The organism is Streptomyces sp. B8-7 (assembly GCF_058833805.1).
On the sequence record NZ_JBYRRL010000005.1, the window covers coordinates 792,424 to 818,415 of the forward strand.

The 25,992-nt window shown below is 71.7% G+C and carries 20 protein-coding genes and 5 tRNA genes; 15 read left to right on the forward strand and 10 right to left on the reverse strand.

Translation table 11 applies throughout. The features are described from left to right. Positions 1-446: 446 nt before the first annotated feature. The 3 genes from AC5K6T_RS27570 (at position 447) to AC5K6T_RS27580 (ending at position 5,202) form a co-directional block, all read left to right on the forward strand. Entirely contained in the window at positions 447-3,461 is a 3,015-nt protein-coding gene (locus tag AC5K6T_RS27570; RefSeq protein WP_493213223.1) for a glycoside hydrolase family 3 protein, read from the forward strand. A gap of 182 nt (positions 3,462-3,643) precedes the next feature. After that, on the forward strand, positions 3,644-3,847 hold the full coding sequence (locus tag AC5K6T_RS27575) for a hypothetical protein (protein WP_493213224.1): 204 nt from the start codon (positions 3,644-3,646) through the stop codon (positions 3,845-3,847). Next, the gene (locus tag AC5K6T_RS27580) at positions 3,844-5,202 is read left to right on the forward strand and encodes a hypothetical protein (protein WP_493213226.1); all 1,359 of its coding nucleotides are present in this window, start codon (positions 3,844-3,846) and stop codon (positions 5,200-5,202) included. The genes AC5K6T_RS27575 and AC5K6T_RS27580 overlap by 4 nt, the downstream gene beginning before the upstream one ends. Positions 5,203-5,516: 314 nt before the next feature. Here the strand turns inward: AC5K6T_RS27580 and AC5K6T_RS27585 are convergent, their stop codons facing one another. Next, positions 5,517-6,125 (reverse strand): YceI family protein, encoded by a 609-nt coding sequence (locus tag AC5K6T_RS27585; RefSeq protein WP_493213227.1) that lies wholly within the window; start codon positions 6,123-6,125, stop codon positions 5,517-5,519. A gap of 360 nt (positions 6,126-6,485) precedes the next feature. On the opposite strand from AC5K6T_RS27585, the gene AC5K6T_RS27590 reads away from it, so the two are divergent. Next, a complete protein-coding gene (locus AC5K6T_RS27590; protein ID WP_493213228.1) occupies positions 6,486-8,069 on the forward strand; it encodes an acyl-CoA carboxylase subunit beta in 1,584 nt (527 codons plus the stop codon). Between the two features lie 57 nt (positions 8,070-8,126). Beyond that, entirely contained in the window at positions 8,127-8,318 is a 192-nt protein-coding gene (locus AC5K6T_RS27595; RefSeq protein WP_493213230.1) for an acyl-CoA carboxylase subunit epsilon, read from the forward strand. A gap of 504 nt (positions 8,319-8,822) precedes the next feature. On the opposite strand, the gene AC5K6T_RS27600 is transcribed toward AC5K6T_RS27595, so the two are convergent. The 8 genes from AC5K6T_RS27600 to AC5K6T_RS27635 all read right to left on the reverse strand — a co-directional run bounded on the left by AC5K6T_RS27600 (position 8,823) and on the right by AC5K6T_RS27635 (position 19,351). Further along, a complete protein-coding gene (locus AC5K6T_RS27600; RefSeq protein WP_493213232.1) occupies positions 8,823-9,413 on the reverse strand; it encodes a GTP-binding protein in 591 nt (196 codons plus the stop codon). Further along, the gene (locus AC5K6T_RS27605; protein ID WP_493213234.1) at positions 9,394-9,963 is read right to left on the reverse strand and encodes a DUF742 domain-containing protein; all 570 of its coding nucleotides are present in this window, start codon (positions 9,961-9,963) and stop codon (positions 9,394-9,396) included. The genes AC5K6T_RS27600 and AC5K6T_RS27605 overlap by 20 nt, the downstream gene beginning before the upstream one ends. Positions 9,964-10,057: 94 nt before the next feature. Next, a complete protein-coding gene (locus AC5K6T_RS27610; RefSeq protein ID WP_004983065.1) occupies positions 10,058-10,471 on the reverse strand; it encodes a roadblock/LC7 domain-containing protein in 414 nt (137 codons plus the stop codon). A 10-nt stretch (positions 10,472-10,481) separates the two neighbouring features. Beyond that, positions 10,482-13,793, reverse strand: coding sequence for a sensor histidine kinase (locus AC5K6T_RS27615; RefSeq protein WP_493213237.1), 3,312 nt, complete (start codon positions 13,791-13,793; stop codon positions 10,482-10,484). A 376-nt stretch (positions 13,794-14,169) separates the two neighbouring features. Further along, entirely contained in the window at positions 14,170-14,760 is a 591-nt protein-coding gene (locus AC5K6T_RS27620; RefSeq protein WP_493213239.1) for a GTP-binding protein, read from the reverse strand. Further along, positions 14,741-15,139, reverse strand: a complete 399-nt coding sequence (locus tag AC5K6T_RS27625; RefSeq protein ID WP_493213241.1) for a DUF742 domain-containing protein — start codon at positions 15,137-15,139, stop codon at positions 14,741-14,743. The genes AC5K6T_RS27620 and AC5K6T_RS27625 overlap by 20 nt, the downstream gene beginning before the upstream one ends. Before the next feature lie 114 nt (positions 15,140-15,253). Next, entirely contained in the window at positions 15,254-15,667 is a 414-nt protein-coding gene (locus AC5K6T_RS27630) for a roadblock/LC7 domain-containing protein (protein WP_037654657.1), read from the reverse strand. 9 nt (positions 15,668-15,676) lie between these two features. After that, positions 15,677-19,351: a sensor histidine kinase gene (locus tag AC5K6T_RS27635; protein WP_493213242.1), complete on the reverse strand. Its 3,675-nt coding sequence runs from the start codon at positions 19,349-19,351 to the stop codon at positions 15,677-15,679. Between the two features lie 542 nt (positions 19,352-19,893). On the opposite strand from AC5K6T_RS27635, the gene AC5K6T_RS27640 reads away from it, so the two are divergent. The 9 genes from AC5K6T_RS27640 (at position 19,894) to AC5K6T_RS27680 (ending at position 24,322) form a co-directional block, all read left to right on the forward strand. Next, positions 19,894-20,085, forward strand: a complete 192-nt coding sequence (locus AC5K6T_RS27640; protein WP_493213243.1) for a hypothetical protein — start codon at positions 19,894-19,896, stop codon at positions 20,083-20,085. A 403-nt stretch (positions 20,086-20,488) separates the two neighbouring features. Further along, a complete protein-coding gene (locus AC5K6T_RS27645; RefSeq protein WP_493213245.1) occupies positions 20,489-21,265 on the forward strand; it encodes a fumarylacetoacetate hydrolase family protein in 777 nt (258 codons plus the stop codon). Further along, on the forward strand, positions 21,258-22,754 hold the full coding sequence (gltX, locus tag AC5K6T_RS27650) for a glutamate--tRNA ligase (protein ID WP_493213246.1): 1,497 nt from the start codon (positions 21,258-21,260) through the stop codon (positions 22,752-22,754). The genes AC5K6T_RS27645 and gltX overlap by 8 nt, the downstream gene beginning before the upstream one ends. 250 nt (positions 22,755-23,004) lie before the next feature. Then, on the forward strand, positions 23,005-23,736 hold the full coding sequence (locus AC5K6T_RS27655) for an HAD family hydrolase (RefSeq protein WP_493213248.1): 732 nt from the start codon (positions 23,005-23,007) through the stop codon (positions 23,734-23,736). A 90-nt stretch (positions 23,737-23,826) separates the two neighbouring features. Beyond that, positions 23,827-23,898, forward strand: a tRNA-Gln gene (locus tag AC5K6T_RS27660). Between the two features lie 21 nt (positions 23,899-23,919). Next, positions 23,920-23,992 (forward strand) — tRNA-Glu (locus tag AC5K6T_RS27665). A gap of 61 nt (positions 23,993-24,053) precedes the next feature. Then, positions 24,054-24,126, forward strand: a tRNA-Glu gene (locus AC5K6T_RS27670). 20 nt (positions 24,127-24,146) lie between these two features. Then, positions 24,147-24,218 (forward strand) — tRNA-Gln (locus AC5K6T_RS27675). 28 nt (positions 24,219-24,246) lie between these two features. Then, positions 24,247-24,322, forward strand: a tRNA-Glu gene (locus AC5K6T_RS27680). Positions 24,323-24,434: 112 nt separating this feature from the next. Here AC5K6T_RS27680 and AC5K6T_RS27685 read toward each other — a convergent pair. Then, the gene (locus AC5K6T_RS27685) at positions 24,435-25,079 is read right to left on the reverse strand and encodes a MerR family transcriptional regulator (protein WP_493213250.1); all 645 of its coding nucleotides are present in this window, start codon (positions 25,077-25,079) and stop codon (positions 24,435-24,437) included. A 38-nt stretch (positions 25,080-25,117) separates the two neighbouring features. On the opposite strand from AC5K6T_RS27685, the gene AC5K6T_RS27690 reads away from it, so the two are divergent. After that, complete coding sequence (locus AC5K6T_RS27690; protein WP_493213252.1) at positions 25,118-25,657, forward strand: DUF4188 domain-containing protein; 540 nt, start codon at positions 25,118-25,120, stop codon at positions 25,655-25,657. Positions 25,658-25,992: the final 335 nt, after the last annotated feature.

A 25,992-nucleotide genomic window follows, 5' to 3' on the forward strand; every position in this document is an offset into this window, starting at 1 on the left:
CCGGCAGCAGCCGGACGGACCTTCCCTGGTGTGCCGCGCTTCGGATCCGGGGGAGGGGAGAGCGGCATACGACCGGTGAGCACATGACGGCGGCGCGGTACGTCAAGGGCGTGCCCGTTCATGTCTCGAAGTGACAACACCCCAGACCCGGACAGGAGTTGCGCACGTACCGGTTCTGACGTGAAGTCTTGACGAGGGCAGCGACACCGAGTTAACTCACGCCCTGATCTAAGGCCTGATGTCCAAGCTCTCTCCCCCCCGGCCCCGGCCCCGCACAGCGGCCGGCCCGACACTCAGCAGCCCAGAGCCCAGAGCCCAGAGCCCAGAGCCCAGAGCCCAGAGCCCAGAGCCCAGAGCCCAGAGCCCAGAGCCCAGAGCCCAGAGCCCCCAGCGCCAGGTGTGTCTGCAGCGCGGGCACGCCCAGACGAGAGTCGAGGGATCGTTCCATGCGAAGAACCGCCCTGCTCGCCTGCGCCACTCTGCTCACCGGTCTGCTGCCCGTGGCCACTCAGGTGGCCCGTGCCGCGGACGACCCCGCCCCGGTGGCCGTCGACCGCTTCGAAGGCGAGGTGCCGTTCGCCGAGCAGCCCGCGGACGGCATCTTCACCTGGGGCAGCGACGCCGACGACCATCCGGCCCTGCGGCTGGCGGACCGCCCCGACGCCCCCGAGGGCGGGAAGGTCCTCGCCGGCACCTACGACATCAGCGGCTGGGGCGGCTTCACCCATGACTTCGCCGCGGCCGAACCGGCCCACGACTGGTCGGCCCACCGCGGCATCCGCCTGTGGTGGGAAGGCCGGGACAGCGGCAGCCGCATCGCCGTGGAGCTCAAGGACGGCGGGGCCCACGGCGAGGCGTCCGAGCTGTGGACGACGTCCTTCGAGGACGACTTCTCCGGCTGGAAGCAGATCGAGCTGCCCTTCACCCGGTTCACGTATCGCACGGACTACCAGCCGGTCGGCGGCATCGACCAGGTGCTCGGCCTGACGGAGATGTGGGGCTACGCCGTCACGCTCCCGGCCGGTGTCCGGGGCGAGTTCGCCCTGGACGCCGTCGAACTCTACGGCAGGGCGGACCAGTCGAGGCGGGTGTCGGTCACGACCGCCGCCGTGCTGCCGGTGGAGGAGGGCACCACGGCGAGGGTGCGGCTCAGCCTCGGCACGACGGGCGACGCCCCGACCGACGAGCCGGTCACGGTCAGCTACGAGACCACCGGAGGCACGGCGACGCCCGGTGAGGACTACACGGCGGTGCGGGGCACGGTCACCTTCCCGGCGGGCAGTACGGCCGGAGCGGTCCGCACGATCGCGGTGCCGACACGGAAGGACCGGACCGCCGAGCACGCGGAGACGGTCCCGCTCCGGCTGACGGTCACCGGGGCGACGGCCCCGGCGGAGGACCCGCAGGTGGTGATCGACGCGCACGGGCTGCCGTACCTGGACTCCGGGCTGCCGGTGCACAGGCGCGTCGCCGACCTGGTCTCCCGGATGTCCCTCGCGGAGAAGGCCGGCCAGATGACCCAGGCGGAGCGCGGCGCGATGGCGCAGCCGGGCGACGTCGCGGCGCAGGGCCTCGGCTCGCTGCTCTCCGGCGGCGGCTCCACGCCCACCCCGAACACGGCGCAGGCGTGGGCGAGGATGGTCGACGGGTTCCAGCTGCGGGCGCAGGCGACGCGCTTCCAGATCCCGCTGATCTACGGGGTGGACGCGGTGCACGGCCACAACAACCTGGCCGGTGCCACGGTGATGCCCCACAACATCGGCCTGGGCGCAGCCCGGGATCCGAGACTCACCCGCAGGACCGGAGAGGTGACCGCGGCCGAGGTCCGGGCCACCGGCGTGCCCTGGGACTTCGCGCCCTGTCTGTGCGTGACCCGCGACGAGCGCTGGGGCCGCTCCTACGAGTCGTTCGGCGAGGATCCCGCGCTGGTCGAGTCGATGGAGACGATCATCCAGGGGCTCCAGGGCCGGCGCAGCGGCAAGGACCTGGACCGCGGCGACAAGGTGCTGGCCACCGCGAAGCACTTCGTGGGGGACGGTGGCACCACCTTCGGCTCCTCCACCACGGGCACGTACACGATCGACCAGGGGATCACCGAGGTCACCCGCGAGGAACTGGAGGCGGTGCACCTGTCCCCGTACCGGGGCGCGGTCGAGCGGGGTGTGGGCGCGGTGATGCCGTCGTACTCGTCGCTCGACGTGCTCGGTGACGGCCGGGGCCCGGTGCGGATGCATGCGCGGGCCGACATGATCAACGGTGTTCTCAAGGGCCGTATGGGCTTCGACGGATTCGTGATCAGCGACTGGAACGGCATCGACCAGATCCCCGGTGACCGCGCGTCCGACGTGCGCACCGCGGTCAACGCCGGCCTGGACATGATCATGGTGCCGTACGACTACAAGGCGTTCCGCGCGACGCTGATCGACGAGGTGACGGCGGGCCGTGTGCCGCAGGCGCGGATCGACGACGCGGTCTCCCGCATCCTGACCCAGAAGTTCCGCCTGGGGCTGTTCGAGAAGCCGTACGCGGACACCTCCGGCGCGGCGGCCATCGGCTCGGCGAGGCACCGGGCGGTCGCCCGGGAGGCGGCGGCGAAGTCGCAGGTGCTGCTGAAGAACGACGGCGGCCTGCTGCCGCTGAACCGCGGGCAGAAGGTGTACGTCGCCGGGTCGAACGCCGACGACATCGGCAACCAGACCGGCGGCTGGACCCTCACCTGGCAGGGCTCCTCCGGCGACATCACGCGCGGCACGACGATCCTGGAGGGTCTGCGTGCGGCGGGTGGTGACGTCACGTACTCCGCGGACGCCTCCGTGCCGACGGCCGGACACGACGTGGGCGTGGTCGTCGTCGGGGAGACCCCGTACGCCGAGGGCGTCGGCGACGTGGGCAACGGCCACGACCTGGAGCTGTCCGCGGCCGACCGGGCGACGGTGGACCGGGTGTGCGCGGCGATGAAGTGCGCGGTGCTGGTGGTGTCGGGGCGTCCGCAGCTGGTCGCCGACCGGCTGGGCGCGATCGACGCGCTGGTGGCGTCCTGGCTGCCGGGCACCGAGGGCGCGGGCGTGGCGGACGTGCTCTACGGGAGGCGCCCGTTCACCGGGCAACTGCCCGTGACCTGGCCCAGGTCGCAGGCGCAGCTGCCGATCAACGTCGGGGACGGCTCCTACGACCCGCAGTTCCCCTACGGCTGGGGCCTGACCACGCTCAGCGGGGTGCCGCGTGGCGGCACGGTGACGCTGAGGGTGCTGGGTGCGGCGGCGAACCTGGCCGAACGGGCCGGGGCCGAGGGGCCGGGCCGTGCGCTGGTCGCCAGGGCGCGGCTGATCGTGCAGCACAGGATGGAAGGCCGGATGACGGCTGCGGCGGCGAAGCCGTTCGCGGAGGCGGAGCACCTGGCGCTGACGGGACGCTACGGCGCGGCCGTGGCGAAACTGACGACCGCCTACCGGGCCGGCTGACCCCTCCCGGAGCACGACCCGAGCGACCGTGGTCCCGGCACAGGCAGGACGCCGGGGCCACGGCCGCGCGATGACCGCCGGGAGCCGACGGCGAGAGCGACAGGACCGACCAGGGCAGAAGGGACCACCGACCAGGGCAGAAAGGACCGCCGAAGGCAACAGGGGCGACAAGGACGGGAGGGATGGGAGAGAAGAGAGAGAAGGGAGGGAAGAGAGAGTTCAAAGAGACTCAGAGAGACCAGAGAGACCAGAGAGATGAAAGGGGCCAAAGAGGCCAGAGGGACGAGAGAGACGAGACCGTCGAGAGAGACGAGACTGTCGAGAGAGGCGAGATTGCTGAGGGGCATGACTGGCTTGTCACCCTTCGGGTACTTTCGATGATATGAAGGTCGCATCATCGGCCCGAGGGCCTGCCGGTCTGCTCGTCGCACTGGTGCTAGCCGTCCTGACGCTGCTGGCGGCAGCCGCCGGACCCGCGGGCGCGGCGACGGATGTGTCGAAGATCGCCGACGGTCTGCGCCAGAGCCCGGTCTACGTCGACCCTTCGGCCGGGGACCTGCTGCCGGACTCCGACGCGGACGCCCTGCGCCAGAAGATCGAGGGAGCCGACAAGCCGGTCCTCGTCGCGGTGCTGCCGGCCGACCAGCCCACGGAGAACCTCTTCAGCGAGCTGCGGACGGCGACCGGGATCACCGGCCTCTACGCCATCCGGCTCGGCGACCGTTTCGACGCGCGCGCCGACTCCTCGGTGATGTCCCGGACCGCCGTGCAGAACCTCGTCGCCAGCGTCCAGGGCGAGGAGGACCCGGCCGTCCAGCTGAACGAGTTCACCGACCGGGCCGTCGCCAACATGGGCGGCTCCGCCCCGGCGAGCTGGAGCGGTGCCGGTGACACGGGCGGGGTCTCGGCCGCCACGCTGGTCACCCTGGGCACGGTGCTGGTGGCGGGCGGGGCCGGAGCCTACGCGCTGACCCGCCGCAGCCGGCGCCGCCACGAGGCGACCCGGCGCGAGGCCCTGGAGAAGCTGCGGGTGGTGGTCGACGAGGACATCACCGCCTTCGGCGAGGAACTCGACCGTCTGGACTTCCATCCCGCCGAACCGGGCGCCGACGACGCGATGCGCACGGACTACGAGCAGGCCCTGGACGCCTATGAACAGGCCAAGGCCCTCATGGGCCGGGCGGAAGCGCCGGAGGACGTACGCCCGGTGACCCAGGCCCTGGAGGAGGGCCGGTTCGCTCTGGCCCGGCTGGCCGCCCGCCGGGAAGGCACTCCGCTGCCCGAGCGGAGGCCGCCCTGCTTCTTCGACCCGCGCCACGGCCCCTCGGTGGCGGACGTGGAGTGGACGCCGGCAGCGGGCGCGACCCGTGAGGTCCCGGTCTGCGCCGCCGACCGGGCCCGGCTCGCCGACGGCGCGGAGCCGATGGTCCGCGAGGTGGACACGGTCTCCGGGCGTCGCCCCTACTGGGAGGCGGGGCCCGCCTACGGACCGTGGGCCGGTGGCTACTTCGGCGGCGGCATCCTGCCCGGCCTGCTGGTGGGCACCCTGCTGGGCAGCGCCATGGCCACACCGTCGTACGCCGCGGACTACGGCTCGGGCTACGGGGACTTCGGCGCGGGCGGGTACGCGGGCGGCGACATCTCCGGCGCGGACTTCGACCCGGGTGACTTCGGTGGGGGCTTCGGCGGCGGGTTCGACGGCGGAGGCTTCGGCGGAGGGGACTTCGGCGGCGGCTTCTGACCCCGGGGCTTCAGGCCCGGAGGCTTCAGACCCGGCACCGGACCACGGTCCGGCCCGCAGGGGCCGCTCGCAGCGGGGCACGAGGCCCGCGAACACCCGGCACCCCGGGTGCTCCCCTCCGCGACGCAGCGGAACGCCGAGCCGCGCTGCGAGGCCGCCATCAGGCGAACGCGATGCCGCCACCAGGCGAAGCGGCGAAGCCACCGGGCCGCGAGAAGTCGCGAGCGCCCGAGCGCCCGCCTCCGGCTGCGGCAGCGGAAGACGGGCGCGCTCGGGTTCACGGAGCCGAGGGCCAGTACGGCCCCGGCGCGGCGTCAGGCGTTCCTGATCGCGGAGACGTCGAAGTTGAGCTTGATCTTGTCGGAGACCAGGACGCCGCCGGTCTCCAGCGCGGCGTTCCAGGTCAGGCCCCACTCGGAGCGCAGGATCTCGGCCCTGCCCTCGAACCCGATGCGCTCGTTGCCGAACGGGTCCGTCGCGGCGCCGTTGAACTCCAGGTCGATCGAGATCGGCCGGGTGACGCCCAGGATCGACAGGTCACCGGTGATGCGGTAGTCGTCGCCGCCCAGGGGCTCGGCCTTGGTGGAGCGGAACGTCATCGTCGGGTGCTCGTCGGTCTTGAAGAAGTCGGCGCTCTTGAGGTGGCCGTCGCGGTCCGCGTTGCCGGTGTCGATGCTGTCCATCTTGACGTCGATGGAGGCGGAGGAGGCGGCCGGGTCGGAGCCGTCCAGGGTCAGCGAACCGGAGAAGTCGAGGAACGTGCCCTTCACGTTCGTCACCATCGCGTGCCGGGCGACGAAGCCGATCGTGGTGTGCGCGGCGTCGATGGTGTACTCGCCGGTCAGCGCGGCGAGGTCCGGGTTCACGGCGCCGGAGGCGGCGATGGTCCCGGCGGTGCTGTCCTTGCGGCCGAAGATGCCCATGATCTGCTCCTTGGGGGACGGACCGCGGCTCTGAGGGCGAGCCACGGCGGCGATTCGGTTGAACTTTCAACGAGCTCAACACCCACGACCGTAGACCTATTCCGTTCAAAGTTCAACTTCATCATCGGGCGGGCCGCCGTCCGGTCCCCCGTGGTCATCGGTGGCGCGCGAATGGCCTACGGTGAAGACCTGCGCTCGTGGTGCAACGACTTTGTGGAACCTCTACAGCGTCGACGCCCTCTGGGCAGTCGGAAAGCCTGCATGCCCCCCGGGTTCTGTTCAGTGCTACTAGGAAAACGGTCCGGAGACTGTACGGAGTCGACGGCCCGCATTCCTTGGTGGACTTCGTATGGTCGCTACATGACCGTTTTGGAAGAGACGACGGGTGAGCCCACCGACGCACGCGGACGTGTCGCCGAGTTGCACGGGATTCGTGCGCAGGCGGTGGCGGGTCCGGGTGGGAAGGCGACGGCCGCGCAGCACGCCAAGGGCAAGCTGACCGCCCGGGAGCGGATCGGGCTGCTGCTGGATCCGGGGTCCTTCCAGGAGGTCGAGCAGTTGCGCCGGCACCGGGCGCAGGGGTTCGGGCTGGAGACGAAGAGGCCGTACACGGACGGTGTGGTCACCGGCTGGGGGTCGGTGGAGGGCCGGACGGTCTTCGTGTACGCGCACGACTTCCGGATCTTCGGGGGTGCGCTGGGTGAGGCGCATGCGGCGAAGATCCATAAGATCATGGACATGGCGATCGCGGCGGGTGCGCCGCTGGTGTCGCTGAACGACGGTGCCGGTGCCCGTATCCAGGAGGGTGTCAGTGCCCTGGCCGGCTACGGGGGCATCTTCCAGCGCAACACCAGGGCGTCGGGGGTGATCCCGCAGATCTCGGTGATGCTGGGTCCGTGTGCGGGCGGGGCCGCCTACAGTCCGGCGCTGACGGACTTCGTGTTCATGGTGCGGGAGACCTCGCAGATGTTCATCACCGGTCCGGACGTGGTCAAGGCGGTCACGGGCGAGGAGATCACGCAGAACGGGCTCGGCGGTGCGGACGTGCACGCCGAGACCAGCGGGGTGTGCCACTTCGCCTACGACGACGAGGAGACCTGCATCGCCGAGGTCCGCTACCTCCTCTCCCTCCTCCCCCAGAACAACCGCGAGAACCCGCCGCGCGTGGAGTCCACGGACGCCCCGGAGCGCCGCAGCGAGGTCCTGCTCGACCTGGTGCCGGCGGACGGGAACCGGCCGTACGACATGACGAAGGTGATCGAGGAGATCGTCGACGACGGCGAGTACCTGGAGGTCCACGAGCGCTGGGCCCGCAACATCGTCTGCGCGCTGGCCCGCCTGGACGGCCAGGTCGTCGGCATCGTCGCCAACCAGCCGCAGAGCCTGGCCGGCGTGCTCGACATCGAGGCCTCCGAGAAGGCCGCCCGCTTCGTGCAGATGTGCGACGCCTTCAACATCCCGATCCTCACCCTGCTCGACGTGCCCGGCTTCCTGCCCGGCGTCGACCAGGAACACGGCGGCATCATCCGCCACGGCGCCAAACTCCTCTACGCCTACTGCAACGCCACCGTCCCGCGGATCTCCCTCATCCTGCGCAAGGCCTACGGCGGCGCCTACATCGTCATGGACAGCCAGTCCATCGGCGCCGACCTCACCTACGCCTGGCCCACCAACGAGATCGCCGTGATGGGCGCCGAAGGCGCCGCCAACGTCATCTTCCGCCGCCAGATCGCCGACGCCGAGGACCCCGACGCCATGCGCGCCCGCATGGTCAAGGAGTACAAGGCCGAACTCATGCACCCCTACTACGCGGCCGAACGCGGCCTCGTCGACGACGTCATCGACCCCGCCGAAACCCGCGAGACCCTCATCCGCTCCCTGGCCATGCTCCGCACCAAACACGCCGACCTGCCCTCCCGCAAACACGGCAACCCCCCGCAGTAACCCGGCGGACCTTTCGCCGTACCGCCGCGGAAACCTCATCCACGGAGACTGAGAGACATGAACCTGCCCGACATCCGCGTCGAGAAGGGCCACGCCGAGCCCGAGGAGGTCGCCGCCCTGACGGCGATCCTGCTGGCCCGCGCCGCCGCCCAGCCGAGCTCCGCCCAGGCCCACCAGGGCCGCGCCCGGGCCGGCTGGCGCCGCCTGGAGCGCGAGCCGGGCTTCCGCGCCCCGCACAGCTGGCGCTGACCCGCCCGGCCCGTCCGGCCCCGTCCTCCCGCACCGGGAGAGCGGGGCCGTCGCCGTTCCCGCACCAGCGGCGCCCTCCCGCCACGACGCGGCCCCCGCTCACGGACGAGCACCCGCACCGCGTACGAAGCACCGCGTACGAAGCGCACCGCGTACGAAACGCACCGCGCACGAAGCGCACCGCGCACGAAGCGCACCGCGCACGAAGCGCACCGCGCACGAAGCGCACCACGGACAACGCGCGGACAACGCACCCGACGCACCCGACGCACACCACGCGCCAGCCCACCCACCGCGCCCACCGCCCCGTACGCACCACGCACACACAGCACCACGCGCACACACAGCACCACGCACGCACACAGCGCCGCGCGCTCCGCGGTCCCACCCCGCACGCAGGACGGACCGGGCGGCCCCGCGGACGCCTCGGCACGCCAACGCCCGCGGCCCCGTCCCTCACCGGGAGGGACGGGGCCGCGGGCGGACGGACCGGGGCTGCGGGGACTACCGCAGGCGGGCCATCAGGGCGTGCTCGACCAGCGTGATCAGCGCGGACTTGGCGTCCGCGCGGTGCCGGGCGTCGGTGGTGATGATGGGGGTGTCGGGGCCGATCTGCAGCGCCTCGCGCACCTCGTCGGGGTTGTACGGCTGGTTGCCGTCGAAGCCGTTGAGGGCGATGACGAAGGGCAGGCCGCTGTTCTCGAAGTAGTCGACGGCGGGGAAGCAGTCGGCGAGGCGGCGGGTGTCGACCAGGACGATCGCGCCGATCGCGCCGCGCACCAGGTCGTCCCACATGAACCAGAAGCGGTCCTGGCCGGGGGTGCCGAACAGGTACAGGATCAGGTCCTGGTCCAGGGTGATGCGGCCGAAGTCCATGGCGACCGTGGTGGTCGTCTTGTCCCCGGTGTGGGTGAGGTCGTCGATGCCCGCGGACGCGGACGTCATGACGGCCTCGGTGCGCAGCGGGTTGATCTCCGAGACGGCGCCGACGAACGTGGTCTTGCCCACGCCGAAGCCGCCCGCCACCACGATCTTCGCGGAGGTGGTGGAACGACTCCCAGAAATCGCCCCGCCGCTAGAGCTTGCGAAGTCCACTGAGCACCCTTTCGAGCAGTGTCACGTCTGGCTGGCCGCCGGCGTTCTCGGCGCCGCCGGGCTGATGGATGGCGACCAGGCCCGCCTCCGCCAAGTCGGCGACGAGGATCCTGGCCACGCCGAGAGGGATCGTGAGCAGGGCCGAGATCTCGGCCACGGACTTGATCTCCCGGCACAGGTTGCAGATCCGCTGATGCTCGGGCAGCTGCCCCTGCATCTGGTGCGGAGATGCGGTGGTGTGCACCAGCGCCTCGATGGCGAGCTGGTAGCGAGGCCTGGTGCGGCCGCCCGTCATGGCGTACGGGCGCACCAGGGGGTTGTTCGACGCCCCGGCGGGCGCCGACTCGGGGGCGCGTCGCTGCGGCTGCACGGGCTGGATGCGCGGTGCCTGGCGCTGGTCGTACGGCGAGGACCCGGGGCCCTGCGGAGCGTACGGCTGCCGGTGGCCCGGCGCGGAGGGGAAGTTGTACCGGTTCTGGGAACCGTCCTGGTGTCCCTGGGCAGGGTCGTACGACCAACTGCCAGATGAACCGCCTGGGGGTGTAGCCACTTTCTCCTCCTCCGACTGTGCCGGGCACCCATCCCTGTGGAGCCGCGTCCCGAAACTTTACGGTCTCGGGAGGCGAAAACGTACTGATCGTCTGTCAGTTGAGAAGGCTGCCCTGGAGCTCCGCCCGCAGATCGGGCGTCAGAACCGTACCCGCCCGGTCCACCAGAAGGGCCATTTCGTAGCCGATGAGGCCGATGTCCGCTTCCGGGTGGGCAAGTACCGCGAGCGAAGAACCGTCGGAGATGGACATGATGAAGAGGAATCCCCGCTCCATCTCCACAACCGTCTGGTTCACGCTGCCGCCCTCGAAGATGCGCGAGGCACCGGCGGTCAGCGAGGTCAGACCGGACGCGACGGCCGCGAGCTGGTCGGCGCGGTCGCGGGGGAAGCCTTCGGACATCGCCAGAAGGAGTCCGTCGGCGGAGACCACCACGGTGTGGGACACCCCGGGGGTGTTGTCCACGAAGTTGGTGATCAACCAGTTCAGGTTCTGTGCCGCCTGGCTCATCGGGCTCACACTAACGCTCCTGGTTGTAGGTGCTGTCAGGACCGAAGCCCTGGCCGTTCGTTTCACTTCCTGCGCTGCGTCCCCGCTGGACGCCCCGGCGCAGGTTGCTCAACCTGCCCCGGACGTCCTCGGGGGCACGGGAGACCTGTGGGCCGCCCTGCGGGGTCGATGTGGCGGTGCCCTCGACCAGATTGGCCTTGGGTACCCGCCGCGGCAGGCCGGAGGAGGTCACTCCGCCCGCCTTGGGCTTCCGCAGCTGCGCGGCCTGCTGCCAGCGCTCGTCGTTCGCCGAGCGCCAGTCGCTGCCACTGCCGTCACCGCCGTTGCCGCCGTCGCTGCCGTTGCCGCTGGTGTCCGGCGCGGACGCCGGAGCCTGACGGCCCTCGGGCCGCGCGCTGTTCGAGCCGCCACCGCTGAATCCGTTGAATCCGGTGGAGCCGGCGCCGGTGGCGCCGCCTCCGGTGGACCCGCGGCGCGGGAGCCCGGAGTCGGTGAGCGAGTGTCCGGTGTCGGAAGCCGGTTCCGGACGGTCGAAGCCTACGCCGTCCCGCTCACCTGCGTCAGCGGGCTGAGCAGATTCCGCTTGCGGAGCGTACTGGTCCGGGTAGCCGTTGCGGTAGTCGTCCTGCTGCGGCCACTCGGCCTGGTAGGACTGCTCCTCGTATCCCGGGTAGCCGTCCGTCGCAGCGGTCGCGGGCGACGCGGACTCCTCCTGGTGGGACTCCGGATAGCCCGACTCGGGGTAGCCGTCGGGAGACGGGAAGGGCTCGCCCTGCTGCCGGCCGCCGTTCGGCGCGTAGTACTGGTCGTCGTACGCAGGCTGCTGCTGTCCGTCGTACGGCGTCTGCTGGGGTGCGTCGTACGACGCCTGCGGGGCGTAGCCCTCGGACTCGTCCGGGTAGCCGCCCTGGCCGTTGCCGTAGGAGGGACCGGCGAACTCGTCGTAGGCGGGTGCCCCCGCGGCGTCCGGGCCGGAGTCCGGTCCGTGCGTCTGCGCCTCCAGGGCCGCCCGGCGCTCCTCCCGCATCAGCGAACGGCCCACCGGGTCCAGGTCGCGGATGTCGTCCGGGACCTCGATGTAGCGGCTGTCGTCGAAGCCGAGTTCGGCGGCCGTGCGCATCGGCTGCTGGTGGCCGAAGTCCTCGCCCTGGAACTGCTGCTCCGGGATGATCTGCGAGACGGTGAACTCGTCGCGGTCCAGCGGCTGTTCGCCGCCCCCGCCGCCGTGCGTGATCGCGTCCGGCAGCATGACCAGCGAGGTGGTGCCGGCCTGCTCGCCCGAGGGGCGCAGCTGGACCCGGATACCGTGCCGGTCGGACAGCCGGCCGACCACGAACAGGCCCATGCGCTGGGAGATCGCGGCGTCCACGGTCGGCGGGTTGGCCAGCTTGTGGTTGATGTCCGCGAAGTCCTCGGCGGTCAGGCCGATGCCCTTGTCGTGGATCTCGATCATGACGCGGCCGTCGGGGAGACGGGTCGCGGTGACGCGGACCTTGGTCTGCGGGGAGGAGAACGTGGTGGCGTTCTCCAGCAGCTCGGCCAGCAGGTGCACGAGGTCGGTGACCGCGCGGCCGTGGATCTCGGCCTCGGGCACGCCGGACAGCTCGATGCGCTCGTACTGCTCCACCTCCGAGGAGGCGGCGCGCAGCACGTCCACCAGCGGGACCGGCTGGTCCCAGCGGCGGCCGGGCTCCTCGCCGGCGAGGACCAGGAGGTTCTCGCCGTTGCGGCGCATGCGGGTGGCCAGGTGGTCCAGCCGGAAGAGGTTCTCCAGCTGGTCCGGGTCGGCCTCGTTGTTCTCCAGGTCGGTGATCAGGGTCAGCTGGCCCTCGATCAGCGACTGGTTGCGGCGCGAGAGGTTGGTGAAGATCGCGTTGATGTTGCCCCGCAGCAGGGCCTGCTCGGCGGCGAGCCGGACGGCCTCGCGGTGCACCTGGTCGAAGGCGCGGGCGACCTCGCCGATCTCGTCGGTCGACTTGATCGGGATGGGTGCCACCCGGGTGTCGACGCGGCCCGGATCGGTCCGGGAGAGCTGGTCGACCAGCATCGGCAGGCGCTGCTCGGCGATACCGAAGGCGGCGTTGCGCAGCTGGCGCATCGAGCGGCTCATCTGGCGGGCGACCATGCCGGCCAGGATGAACGCGGCGAGCAGCGCGATCACGACGATGCCGCCGGTGATGAAGGCGTCCTGCTTGGCGTCGTCGGCGACGGCCTGGGCCTCTTCCACCGCCTTGTCCACGAGCTCGGTCTCGACCGTGTTGTAGCCCTGGTACTTCGCCGTGGAGGCACCCAGCCAGGCCTTGACGGTCACGCCCTTCTGGGCGAGCTGGTCGGTGGTGAACAGACCCGAGGCGATGCCCTCGACCATGCGGTCGGCGGCGGGCATGGCGGTGTAGGCGCCGCCCTGCGTGGAGGAGCCCTCGCCGGCGTCCACGGCGGTGCCGTTGTCGCCGACGGCCTTGCGCTGTCCGGCCATGACCTCGTCGAGCCGGCCGACCTCGGCCTCCGTGGCGCCGGAGACGAACTCGTTGACCGCGATGCCCTCGAGGTAGCGGTAGGAGACCAGGGAGACCCGCTGCTGCTGGGCCACGGTCTCCTTCTCGCTGGGGCGGACCAGCAGGTGGATGCCGATCGAGCGCTGGAGCGAGGCCGCGGCCTTGGCGAGGGAGACGGCGTAGACGGTACGGCCGTAGCTCGTGACGTTGCCGGACCCCAGGGTCAGCTCGTTGGCGAACTCCGTCAGACCGTGCTGGACGGTGACGTAGCCCTCCTCGGTCTTCACCGGGTCCATCGCGGTGGTGTAGGCCGACTTGCGCAGCCCGTCCAGCTTGCTCTCGTTGGAGCGGAACAGCTGCATACGGCGCTCGAGCGCCTCGGTCCTGGGGACGTTCTGCGCCGCCTCGTCGAACGTGCCCTTGGCCGCGTCGGTGGCGGCGCGCAGCCGCTCGACCTCGTCGGTCTCGCCCTTGCCGGCCAGCAGGTCGGGGGCGCTCAGGTCGCGCTCGTCGAGCAGGGCCCGGCTGTACTCGTCGGCGGCCCGGACCAGGAGGGCGACCTTCTCGGCGTCCTCGGCGTCCTGCCAGGTGTCGATCGAGCTCTTCACCTGGAAGCCGCCCATGACGAGGCCGACCAGCACGGGTATGAGCAGGATCGCGTTCAGCCGGGTCGGCACACGCCAGTTGCGCGGGGAGAGCCGGCCGCCGCTCTCGGAGCGTGCGGCCGCGGGCTCCGGACCGGACACGGGTGCGGGTGCAGCACCGCGCGGCGGCGGGGTGAAGTTGCCCCGGGCAGGCGGCTCGGGACCGTTCTTGCTTCGCCTCACTCGACCAACAACCTCTCGGCGGTCGGCACCAACGTTGTGCCGCAGTCTCTCAGAGCCCGGTTCGTCATCGACCATGGAGTACGGTCCTGACTACTGGGCAGTTCAGGCATTCCAGCACGTCAACCGGTTGTCCACCAAACATGGGAGCAGGCTGGATCCCGATCTTGTAAGGGCCAGATAAAACGGTCATACAGAGAGACCTCCGGCAAAAGACGGGGCTTTCGTGCGCATAGCGAGACGGGCCGACCGCGACGCGTGGCGGTACCACCCGATTCCTCTGCCGAAACGTTATGAACACCGGAGCCGGCCGTGTCAAAGGACACAGCCGGCTCCGTACGCTCCTGGCAACTGCCCTGCGGCGCCGCCGATTTGCCGCCTACCGCAGGCGGGCCATCAGGGCGTGCTCGACCAGCGTGATCAGCGCGGACTTGGCGTCCGCGCGGTGCCGGGCGTCGGTGGTGATGATGGGGGTGTCGGGGCCGATCTGCAGCGCCTCGCGCACCTCCTCCGGGTTGTACGGCTGATGGCCGTCGAAGCCGTTCAGCGCCACCACGAACGGCAGGCCGCTGTTCTCGAAGTAGTCGACGGCGGGGAAGCAGTCGGCGAGGCGGCGGGTGTCGACCAGGACGACCGCGCCGATCGCGCCGCGCACCAGGTCGTCCCACATGAACCAGAAGCGGTCCTGGCCGGGGGTGCCGAACAGGTACAGGATCAGGTCCTGGTCCAGGGTGATGCGGCCGAAGTCCATGGCGACCGTGGTGGTCGTCTTGTCCCCGGTGTGGGTGAGGTCGTCGATGCCCGCGGACGCGGACGTCATGACGGCCTCGGTGCGCAGCGGGTTGATCTCCGAGACGGCGCCGACGAACGTGGTCTTGCCCACGCCGAAGCCGCCCGCCACCACGATCTTCGCGGAGGTGGTGGACCGCCCGGCGGAGACCGGCCCGGCGCTAGAGCTTGCGAAGTCCACTGAGCACCCTTTCGAGCAGTGTCACGTCCGGAGCGCCGGTGGCTTCGTCGCCGCCCGGCTGGTGAATGGCGACCAGGCCGGCCTCGGCGAGGTCGGCCACGAGGATCCGGGCCACACCGAGCGGCATGGACAGCAGGGCCGAGACCTCCGCGACCGACTTCACCTCACGGCACAGATGGCAGATGCGCTGGTGCTCGGGAAGGAGCCCCATGAGCGCTGCCGGGTCGGCCGTGGTGCTGATCAGCGCCTCGATGGCGAGCTGGTAGCGCGGCCGGGTCCGGCCGCCGGTCATGGCGTACGGCCGGACCAGCGGCTGGTCGCCCTCGTCCCCGTACGGATCTTCTGCGTACGGATCATGAGAGGCGGTGGGCGGGGTCATGAATCCTCCGGGCGGGACAGCAAGTCTCGGTCGGTCGTGCCGTCTGTGCGGGGCCGGTGGGGGGATCGTGTCGGCCGAACGGTGATGGGGTGGGGCGGGTGGATCCGGTCGGGTCTAGTGCAGCAGACTTCCCTGGAGTTCGGCGCGCAGATCCGGCGTGAGCACCGCACCCGCCCGGTCGACGAGCAGGGCCATCTCGTAGCCGACCAGGCCGATGTCGCACTCGGGGTGCGCGAGCACGGCGAGCGACGAGCCGTCGGAGATGGACATGAGGAAGAGGAATCCCCGCTCCATCTCGACGACCGTCTGGGCCACGGTGCCGCCCTCGAAGATCCGGGAGGCCCCGGCGGTCAGCGAGGTCAGCCCCGACGCGACGGCGGCGAGCTGGTCGGCGCGGTCACGCGGGAACCCCTCCGACATGGCCAGAAGGAGGCCGTCGGCCGACACCACGACCGTGTGCGACACCCCGGGGGTGTTGTCCACGAAGTTGGTGATCAACCAGTTGAGGTTCTGTGCCGCCTGGCTCATCTGGCTCAACTAACGCTCCTGCTGGTGAGTGGGGCTGGGAAAGCTGCCGGTCTGGCCGTTGCCGGCCTGCCGGCCCTGGGCGATGCCCCGGCGGAGATTGGTCAGCCGGCCGCGCACGTCGTCCGGGGCGCGCGAGACCTGCGGACCGGTCTGGTGCTCCTGCTGCTGAGCCGTACCCGGGACGAGGTTCGCCCGGGGAACCCGGCGCGGAAGGCCGGACGTGGTGATGCCGCCCGCGGCCGGCTGCCGGACGCGCTCCGCCTGCCGGACGAGGTCGTCGTTCGGTGAGCTGCGCCAGGCCCCGGTGTCGGGACGCTGCGGTGCGGGAGCGGCCTCGGGCTGCTGCGGCGAGGCCGGAGCCTGCGCCGCGTCCGCCTGGCGCTCCTGACGGAACCAGTTGGTCTCCAGCGTGTCGTACAGCGGCGTACGGCCGTCCCCGGGGGTCGGGGCCGGCGGCAGCGCCTCCGGCTCCTGGCGGGCGGGCCGCTGCGCCTGCGGGCGCTGCTGACCGGAGGGGCGTGCGGACCCGAAGCCCGCGCCGCCCGGCTGCTGCCGCTCGAACCGGCCCGTGGAGCCGTTGTCGTAGCCGCCGGCGGCCGGGAACTGGCCGGTGGAGCCGCCGTCGTAGCCGTCGTAGCCCTGCTGCGGGGCCGGGAACTGGCCGGTGGAGGAACCGTCGTAGCCGTCGTAGCCGTCGGCGCCGTCGTTGCCCTCGTTGCTCTCGTAGCGCTGCTGCTGCGGCGAGGACTGCTGCTGCGGCCTGCCGTAACCGTCCGGGCGGGGGAACTGGCCGGTGTCCCGGGAGCCGTTCCGGTCCGGCTGGGCGAACTGGTCGGTGTTCCGGGGGAGCGCCGGCATCTCCGCGGTGGCGTCCGCTCCGTGACGGTCGTCCACGCGCGGCATCGGGCCCGTCGCGGTGAGGTCCGGTTCCTCGTGGCCGCGCGGGGCGTCCATCGAGGCATGCGAACGCGTGTCGTCGTTCCACGGCTGCTGGGGCTGCTGGGGCTGCTGCGGGCCGCCGGGCAGTTCGGGCCGGGCCGCGTCGCGCGGCGGCAGCTGGGTCCGCCGGCCGCGGAAGCCGCCCTGCTCGGCGCCGGAGTTGCCGCGCTGCGGGGGCACCGGTCCGCGGGAGCCGCCGAAGGCGTCCTGCCCCTGGCCCGGTGCCTGGTTCTGGCCGCCGGGCACCTGGCCGAAGGCTCCGGCCGCGGCGGGCCGGCCCGGACGGCCGGCGGGGGCCTGTGCCGGGCCGCCGGGCCCCTGGGAGCCGCCCGGACCCTGAGGCCCGCGTGCACCGCCCGGACCACCCGCGCCGGGGCCGTTCGGGGCGCCGCCCTGGGAACCCGCGGACGCGCCGTCCCGGCCGGGCAGCGCGGCGCGCGGCCCCTGGCCGCCACCGAGCAGACCGCCGCCGGCGGCGGGCGCTCCGGCCCCGAGGGCGCCGTTCTGGCGCCGGGCCGCGGCCGCGCCGGCGGCCGCCTGCGCCGCGGCCGGGCCGCCGCCAGCGCCCTGGCCGGGCTTGCCCTGCGGCTTCTTGCCGCCCTGGGCCACGTCGACGGGGAGCATGACGAGCGCGGTGGTGCCGCCGGAGTCGGACGGGCGCAGCTGGATGCGGATGCCGTGGCGCTGCGACAGCCGGCCGACCACGAAGAGGCCCATGCGGCGGGAGACCGAGACGTCCACGGTGGGCGGCGAGGCGAGCCGCTCGTTGATCGCGGCGAGGTCCTCCGGGGACAGACCGATACCGGTGTCGTGGATCTCGATCAGCACGCGGCCGTCGGGCAGCGCGTGACCGGTGACCTTCACCTTGGTCTGCGGCGAGGAGAACGACGTCGCGTTCTCCAGCAGCTCGGCGAGCAGGTGCACGAGGTCGTTGACGACGCGGCCGGCGACCTGGGTGGTCGGCACGGCGGCCAGTTCGATGCGCTCGTACTGCTCCACCTCGGAGGCGGCGGCGCGGAGCACGTCGACCAGCGGCACCGGGCGGGTCCAGCGGCGGCCGGGCTCCTCACCCGCGAGGACGAGCAGGTTCTCACCGTTACGGCGCATACGCGTGGCGAGGTGGTCCAGCTTGAACAGCGAGGCCAGCTGGTCCGGGTCCGCCTCGCGGGACTCCAGCTCGGAGATCAGCGACAGCTGGCGCTGGATCAGACCCTGGGAGCGGCGCGAGAGGTTGGTGAACATCGCGTTGACGTTGCCCCGCAGCAGGGCCTGCTCGGCGGCGAGGCGGACCGCCTCGCGGTGCACGTCGTCGAAGGCCGCGGCCACCTGGCCGATCTCGTCCCGGGAGTGCACACCGACCGACTCCACGGACGTGTCCACGTCCTGCGGGTCGGACTCGGAGAGCTGCTTGACCAGCTCGGGCAGGCGGTCCTGGGCGACCTTGGTGGCCGTCTCCTGGAGCCTGCGCAGTGAGCGGATCATGGAGCGGGCCACGACGAAGGCGCCCACGAGGGAGACGCCCAGCACCAGCAGGATCAGCGCACCGGAGATGATCGCCTCGCGCTCCGACTCGCTGCGCAGCTCGCGGGCCTTCTGCTCCATGTCGTCCAGGAGCGAGGTCTCGATGTTGCGCATCTGCTGGATCTTGGTGGACGCGTCGTCCACCCAGTCCAGGTAGGAGCGGCGGGGCAGACCGCCCAGACCGTCGGGCCGGTCGAAGGCGCGGCCCGCGTAGAGGTCGGCGTCCTTGATGGTCGCGTTGCCCTCTTCGATCGGCTTGAGCAGTTCGGCCGCGCTCTCGTCGCCGTAGATGCTGCGGAAGCTCGCGAGTTCGGAGTCCTCGCTCTCCAGCGCCGACTGGGCGTAGAGGCGGTCGTTCTCGGAGAGGTCGCCGCTGGTCTTGGTGTTCGCCGGGAGAGCGGCGGCCAGCACGGCGCGCTGGATCGACGCGTACTCCTTGGCGGAGGAGAAGGCCGACAGCGCGCGCGTCCGCTTGATCATCTCCGGGTTGCTGGTGGCCTCGGCCATGTCCTGGGAGAGGTCCAGCAGGTGCGTGATCAGGCGGTGGTAGGCCTCCACCGTCTGGGTGGAGTTGTCCTCGCTCTGGTACGCCTTGGCGCGGATCTTGGCGACGTTGCCGAGTTCACCGACCAGGCCGACGAGGGTGTCGCGGACGCCCTGGAGGTTGCCGTCCTTGGCGGCGGCGTCGATCTTCTCCGAGGCGTCGACGAAGTTCGTCATGGCCCGGTCCGTCTTGGTCCGGTAGCCCTTGATCGTCAGGTCGTTGGCGGAGGAGTTGTGCGCCAGCGGGCCGGCCGACTTGTCGCGCTCCTCCTGGAGGGCGGCGGCCAGCTCGGTGGCCTGCTTGGTCATGTCCGTCAGCAGCCGCATGTTGTCCAGCTGCTGTATGTCGTCCATCGACTGGTTGATGCGCAGCGCGCCCAGGGTCGTCGCCGCGACCACCGGGAGCGCCAGCAGCGACACCAGACGGGTCGAGATGCGCCAGTTGCGCAGCGCTATTCGCGGACCGGGGCCGGTGGGGCCCTGCGGCGGCTTCACGGCCGGGGCGGGTACGCCCTGGGCCGGAGACGCACCGGGGCGTGCGCCGCGGTCGGCCGCGTCGGGCGGGGTGGGGCCCGGGTTCTGGGCGTGCTGGGGCGAGGAGCCGACGGCCTTGGGGCCCGTCCCGCCATGCGGCTCCGGCTCCGCCGAAGCGCTGCCATCCCTCTTGAAACGTCCCTGCACTAGCGTCGCAACCTCTGGACCAGGCGCTCTTCCGAGTGAACGGAAGAACGGTGTCGGCATCGTCGGGGACGCCCTGAATACGTCCCCGGATGGTCGTGATGGACCGGCGCCGGCTCCCCCCTTCTCGCCGCCACTCAGCGCTGTTCTGCGCCCTTCGTGCGCCGGCTCGATCCCGCGGCGGTCCGTGGAATTCCAGCACAGTGCCGGATCTCCAACAAGGCCCGTTGGTCAGGCTGTGACATCTGTGACAGGACGTAAGGGTCACATCACGAGACGTGCACCTACGCAGCCCAGATATCGGACATAAGGGAACCATTCGACGGGGCGTGCCGCGTGTCCCAGTCGCGATGATCAGGAGCGGAATGGCAGCTTCAGGTGGGCGATGCCCGTTTTGTAGGCATCAGGTGCAAGCCTGAATTGACCGGTTTGGGGCTCGCTTCGTGAGGAAACTCACACGGCGATCACCGGGTCTCCCCGCGTTGCGCAGGGAATCGGATGTTTAGCCTGGCGCTTTACAACAAGCAACCATCTGACAAGCAACCGTGGAGACGAGGACGATGTTCCGCACCACCGCCAACCCGCGGCGCACGACGCTGGCCCACCTCGAGGACGCCGTCGACCTCGGCGCCCCCGTGCAGCCGGAGCACTCCGCCGACCTCCCGGACCGGACCGCCAACCCCCGGCGGACCGTGCTGATGGAGCTGCCGGTCGCGGTCGGCGCCTCCGCAGAGTAGTACGCACGCGGGGCCCGAAGCGTTCGGCCCCGGCACCGAGGGCGCGGCGGATCTCCGGTGGTCCGCGGCGCCCTCGCGCGTTCCCCGCCGTCCCGCACCGCTCCGGAACACCCCACTCGTCCCCGGGGCCTGTTCCTCCGCTCCCCAGCCGTTCCCGAGGCCGCTCGCCAGCCGCTCGCCAGACGTCCGGCTCGTCCCCGGGCGCCCCCGCCGCCCCGCGGCGCCTCACTCGTCCGCCTCCGCCGGCCACCGCCGTGCGGCAGCCGGGACCGGCCGGCCCTCTACGGGGCACCCCCCGGGCCGGCCGGCGACGCCGCTGCGGACGGGGCGCGGCGGCCACCGTCCGGCGCGTTAGCCTGGGGCGTCAGACTCCAGCCGCTTCAGTCAAGGGGCCACACCACCCGTGCGCATCGCCAGGTTCTCCATCGACGGGAACGTCGCCTTCGGCGCGGTCGAGGGCGACAAGCAGGACGAGCTCGTCCTCGACATCATCAAGGGCATCCCGTTCACGGACTTCGAGCTCTCCGGGACGAAGGTGCCGCTGAGCAAGGTCCGGCTGCTGCCGCCGGTGCTCCCCAACAAGGTCGTGGCCTTCGGCCGCAACTACCCGGAGCACGCCCGCGAGCTGGGCAACGAGGTGCCGGACGCACCGTTCGCCTTCTTCAAGCCCGCCACCTCGGTGATCGGCCCCGGCGACGCCGTCCAGTACCCGTCCTTCACCGAGGACCTCCAGCACGAGGCCGAGCTCGCCGTCGTCATCGGACGGCTGTGCCGCGAGGTCCCGCGCGACCGGGTCAAGGACGTGATCTTCGGCTACACCTGCGCGAACGACGTCACCGCCCGGGACGTCCAGCGCCGCGAGAAGCAGTGGGCGCGGGCCAAGGGCTTCGACACCTCCTGCCCGCTCGGCCCCTGGGTGGAGACCGACCTCGACCCGGGCGACCTCACCATCCAGCTCACGGTCAACGGCCTGCAGCGCCAGCTCGGCCGCACCAGCGAGATGATCCACTCCGTCGAGGATCTGATCGTCAACATCACCGAGGCCATGACGCTGCTGCCCGGCGACGTCATCCTCACGGGCACCCCGGCAGGGGTCGGCCCCCTGGCTGTCGGCGACGAGGTCGCCGTCACCATCGAAGGCATCGGCACTCTCACCAACAAGGTTGTCAAGCGTGGCTAGCGCACCCGCCTCCGCCGTCCGAGTACGGTTCTGTCCGTCACCCACCGGTAACCCGCACGTGGGCCTGGTCCGCACCGCCCTGTTCAACTGGGCGTTCGCCCGGCACCACGGCGGCACCCTGGTCTTCCGCATCGAGGACACCGACGCCGCCCGCGACTCCGAGGAGTCCTACCGGCAGCTGCTCGACGCGATGCGCTGGCTGGGCTTCGACTGGGACGAGGGCCCCGAGGCCGGCGGCCCCCACGCGCCCTACCGCCAGTCCCAGCGCATGGACCTCTACCGGGACGTCGCCCAGAAGCTCCTGGACGGCGGCCACGCCTACCACTGCTACTGCTCCCAGGACGAGCTGGACACCCGCCGCGAGGCCGCCCGCGCCGCCGGCCGGCCGTCCGGCTACGACGGCCACTGCCGCGAGCTGAGCGCCGGGCAGGTCGCGGAGTACCGGGCCGAGGGCCGCGCCCCCATCGTCCGCTTCCGCATGCCCGACGAGACGATCACCTTCACCGACCTGGTCCGCGGAGAGCTGACCTTCACTCCGGAGAACGTCCCCGACTACGGCATCGTCCGCGCCAACGGCGCACCCCTCTACACCCTGGTCAACCCCGTCGACGACGCCCTGATGGAGATCACCCACGTCCTGCGCGGCGAGGACCTGCTCTCCTCCACCCCCCGCCAGATCGCCCTGTACAAGGCGCTCATCGCGGTGGGCGTCGCCCGGAGCGTCCCCGAGTTCGGCCATCTGCCGTACGTGATGGGCGAGGGCAACAAGAAGCTCTCCAAGCGCGACCCGCAGGCCAGCCTCAACCTCTACCGCGAGCAGGGCTTCCTGCCCGAAGGGCTCCTCAACTACCTGTCCCTGCTCGGCTGGTCGCTCTCGGCCGACAGGGACGTCTTCTCCGTCGAGGAGATGGTCGCGGCCTTCGACGTCGCGGACGTCAACCCCAACCCGGCCCGCTTCGACCTCAAGAAGTGCGAGTCGATCAACGGTGACCACATCCGCATGCTGGACGCGAAGGACTTCGCGGAGCGCTGCGCACCCTGGCTGAAGGCCCCGTTCGCCCCCTGGGCCCCGGAGGACTTCGACGAGGCGAAGTGGCAGGCGATCGCCCCCCACGCCCAGACCCGGCTCAAGGTCCTGTCGGAGATCACCGACAACGTCGACTTCCTGTTCCTGCCGGAGCCGGTCCTCGACGAGGCGTCCTGGGCGAAGGCGATGAAGGAGGGCGCCGACGCGCTCCTGCGCACCGCGCGCGAGAAGCTCGCGGCAGCGGACTGGACCTCGCCCGAGTCGCTGAAGGAGGCGGTCCTCGCGGCCGGCGAGGCTCACGGCCTCAAGCTCGGCAAGGCGCAGGCCCCGGTCCGGGTCGCCGTCACCGGCCGCACCGTCGGCCTGCCGCTCTTCGAGTCCCTGGAGGTCCTCGGCAAGGACGCCGCGCTCGCCCGCGTCGACGCGGCCCTGGCGAAGCTGGCGGCGCAGGCGCAGGCGTAGGTGTAGGCGAGGCTGCGCACGCGGGGGGCGGTACCCGCGTCCGCCGCCCCCGGCGGGTGCCGCCGCCGGTGTCTCCGTCTCCGGGGATCCGGGGATCCGGGGATCCGGGGATCCGGGGATCCGCGCTCCCGGGGCTGCGTACCTCCGGGCGCCGGGTCTCCGGGCGCCGGAGGCAGGGGGCGCGGGATCCGGCCGCGCCTCCTGGCCCGTATCCGCCCCGGCCGGAGGGCTTCCGGGATACGGTCGGGGCATGGGCATCCGGGCCGTGGTCTGGGACGTGGACGACACGCTGTTCGACTATTCCGGCGCGGACCGCGAGGGTATGCGCGCCCACCTCGCCGCCGAGGGGCTGCTGGAGACGTACGGGGGTGCCGGCCCGGCGCTGGACCGGTGGCGGCGGATCACCGACACGCAGTGGGAGCGGTTCGCGGCGGGGGAGACGACGTTCCAGGGGCAGCGCCGCGACCGGGTGCGGGTCTTCCTCGGCCAGGAGCTCACGGACGCCGAGGCGGACGACTGGTTCGAGCGCTACGTGACCCACTACGAGTCCGCCTGGGCGCTGTTCCCCGACGCCGTACCGGCCCTGGACGCCCTCGCCGCCCGCTACCGGCACGGTGTCCTGTCCAATTCCAGCCTCCTCGTGCAGGACCGCAAGCTGCGGGTGCTCGGGGTCCACGACCGGTTCGAGACCATCCTGTGCGCCGCGGAGCTGGGCGTCTCCAAGCCCGAGGCCGGCGCGTTCCTCGCGGTCTGCGAAGCGCTGTCACTGCCTCCGCACCAGGTCGCCTACGTCGGCGACCACCCGGAGATCGACGGGCGCGGCGCCGCCGACGCGGGACTGCTGTCCGTGTGGATCGACCGCCCCGGCGGTCCGGCCGGCGACGGCGGGCCCCGGGGCGGACACCGGATCAGCAGCCTCGCCGAACTCCCGACCGTGCTCGGCGCGGATACCCGTTTTGGAGCCCCGGACACCTTCGGGTAATGTTCTTCCTGCGCCGAGGGGAGCGGGCCGGCAGGCCGGAGCCCCGAGGAGCACGCTAGAACAAGAGCCCCGCAGGGGCTTGAGTTCCAGTGGCCTATGGTGTAATTGGCAGCACGACTGATTCTGGTTCAGTTAGTCTTGGTTCGAGTCCAGGTAGGCCAGCTCGCAGAGCTTATCTGCAACGCCCCCGTTGTGTAGCGGCCTAGCACGCTGCCCTCTCAAGGCAGTAGCGCCGGTTCGAATCCGGTCGGGGGTACAGATCCTTCCCGCGAGGATGGCCGGGTAGCTCCCGCCGACCTCGATGCAGGATCGCCAGGGCCCCCGTTGTGTAGCGGCCTAGCACGCCGCCCTCTCAAGGCGGTAGCGCCGGTTCGAATCCGGTCGGGGGTACTGACTGGTCTAAACCACATTGGTCTATGGTGTAATTGGCAGCACGACTGATTCTGGTTCAGTTAGTCTTGGTTCGAGTCCAGGTAGACCAGCTTGGACCTGCGGAGACGCAGTGTCCGTGCCCCCGTTGTGTAGCGGCCTAGCACGCCGCCCTCTCAAGGCGGTAGCGCCGGTTCGAATCCGGTCGGGGGTACCAGGGACGGAGGCCCACCGCTTCGGCGGTGGGCCTCTTGCCGTCCGGCCCCGCCCAGCGGTCCGGACGACTCCCCGTCGTCTTCTGTCTTCGCGGTCCTGCCCCGCCGTCCGGTTCAGGTGATCCCGTACCGTCGCGCCGACTCCTCCTCCTGCGCCAGCCGGTGCAGCGCCCTCAGCACCGGCTCGAACAGCACCGCCGACGCCACCGCCACCTCCACCTGCTCCGTCTGCGACGCGTACGACTCCACCCGGTCCAGATCGCGCCTGGCCGCCTCGTGCATCAACGCCGCGTACGGCGCGAGGAGTTCGGCGTCGCAGGGGTAGCCGAGCCGGATCAGCTCGGCCACCAGCGCCACCAGCGAGCGGTGCACGGGGGAGAGCGGCCCCAGCTCGCGGGCCGCCTCCCAGCCGAGCACGCCCAGCAGCCGGTCCACCTCGCCGCGCGCCGTACCCGTGGCGGGGTCCCGCTCGTCCGGCTCGGGGCCGTGCGGCAGCTCCCACAGGGCCGCGCCCAGGCGGACCGTGCGGCCCAGCGACGCGTCGTCGACGTGCCGCAGCACCTCACGGGCTCCGGCCACCGGCACCCGGCCCACCTGGATCAGTGCCCGCACCAGCCGCAGCCGGCGCAGGTGCGCCCCGTCGTACTCCGCCGTCGTCGCGTTGACCTGCCGGCCCGGCGGCAACAGGCCCTCGCGCAGGTAGTACTTGATCGTCGCGGTGGACACACCGCTGCGCTCGCTCAGCTCGGCCAGCCGCATGTCTTGCGCCTTTCTTTGGGTAGCGGCACTATCCAAGCATGGCTGACACGGAGAAGGTAAGCGGCCGGAAGGCGCGGCGTACCACCGCCGACGCCCGGGGGGACGTGGTGGTCCTGCTCATCGGGATGCGGATCAACCGGTTCTGGGCGGTGCACCAGTGGCTGCCCGTCGCGTCGGCGATGCTCAGGATGCTCGCGGAGCTGAGACGGGACCCGGCCCGCGGACTGCTCTCCCGCGTGCTGCTGACCGCCTCGCCCCGGACGTACTACGTGGTCCAGTACTGGGAGTCCAAGGAGAAGCTCTACGCCTACGCGAGCGCGCCAGAGGGGTTCCACCACACCGTGTGGGGCCGCGTCAACGCGATGGAGCGGGGCGGCAGGGTGCGCGGCCACGTGGGGATCTGGCACGAGGCGTACATCGTGCCGGAGGGCTCCTACGAGGCGGTCTACGGCGACATGCCGCCCTTCGGGCTGGCGGCCGCGCACGGGCAGATCCCGCTGGAGGCCCGCGGTCGGTACGCCGCGGACCGGTTCGCCCACCGGTCCCAGGGTGGTTCCGGTCCCCGGACGACGCCGTGAGGCGCGCCCGACGGGGCCGTCCCCGACACGGGCTGTCCGCGGGCCGGAACCGGACCGGAGGGCGGTCCGCGGACAGAGGGGCCTGCACCGGGCCGGAAGCCCCCTGGGGCGGGCCGGGAGAGTCGGCGCCGCGCGCGGGAGAAGCACCCCGGGGCCCGCGAGGGGAACCCGCGACGGGGAGTCCGCGAGGGGGAGCCCGCGAGGGCCGGGACGGGGACTCCCCGGCAGGGAGTCCGCAAGGCCGGGCCCCGCGGCGAGCGGCCGTCCGCAGGGGGCCGGGAACGTCCGCCGCCGTCGGGGCGCAGCTGCCGCGGCGTTGAGGCCGCTGCGCCCGC

What these genes read in the sequence shown, in the direction of transcription:
- AC5K6T_RS27685 (WP_493213250.1), bottom strand. Translation starts at nt 25,079, where the DNA reads ATGCGGCTGGCCGAGCTGAGCGAGCGCAGCGGTGTGTCCACCGCGACG.
- AC5K6T_RS27610 (WP_004983065.1), bottom strand. Translation starts at nt 10,471, where the DNA reads ATGAGCCAGGCGGCACAGAACCTGAACTGGTTGATCACCAACTTCGTG.
- AC5K6T_RS27655 (WP_493213248.1), top strand. Translation starts at nt 23,005, where the DNA reads ATGGGCATCCGGGCCGTGGTCTGGGACGTGGACGACACGCTGTTCGAC.
- AC5K6T_RS27580 (WP_493213226.1), top strand. Translation starts at nt 3,844, where the DNA reads ATGAAGGTCGCATCATCGGCCCGAGGGCCTGCCGGTCTGCTCGTCGCA.
- AC5K6T_RS27630 (WP_037654657.1), bottom strand. Translation starts at nt 15,667, where the DNA reads ATGAGCCAGGCGGCACAGAACCTCAACTGGTTGATCACCAACTTCGTG.
- AC5K6T_RS27690 (WP_493213252.1), top strand. Translation starts at nt 25,118, where the DNA reads ATGGCTGACACGGAGAAGGTAAGCGGCCGGAAGGCGCGGCGTACCACC.
- AC5K6T_RS27595 (WP_493213230.1), top strand. Translation starts at nt 8,127, where the DNA reads ATGAACCTGCCCGACATCCGCGTCGAGAAGGGCCACGCCGAGCCCGAG.
- AC5K6T_RS27590 (WP_493213228.1), top strand. Translation starts at nt 6,486, where the DNA reads ATGACCGTTTTGGAAGAGACGACGGGTGAGCCCACCGACGCACGCGGA.
- AC5K6T_RS27570 (WP_493213223.1), top strand. Translation starts at nt 447, where the DNA reads ATGCGAAGAACCGCCCTGCTCGCCTGCGCCACTCTGCTCACCGGTCTG.
- AC5K6T_RS27585 (WP_493213227.1), bottom strand. Translation starts at nt 6,125, where the DNA reads ATGGGCATCTTCGGCCGCAAGGACAGCACCGCCGGGACCATCGCCGCC.
- AC5K6T_RS27575 (WP_493213224.1), top strand. Translation starts at nt 3,644, where the DNA reads ATGGGAGAGAAGAGAGAGAAGGGAGGGAAGAGAGAGTTCAAAGAGACT.
- AC5K6T_RS27625 (WP_493213241.1), bottom strand. Translation starts at nt 15,139, where the DNA reads ATGACCCCGCCCACCGCCTCTCATGATCCGTACGCAGAAGATCCGTAC.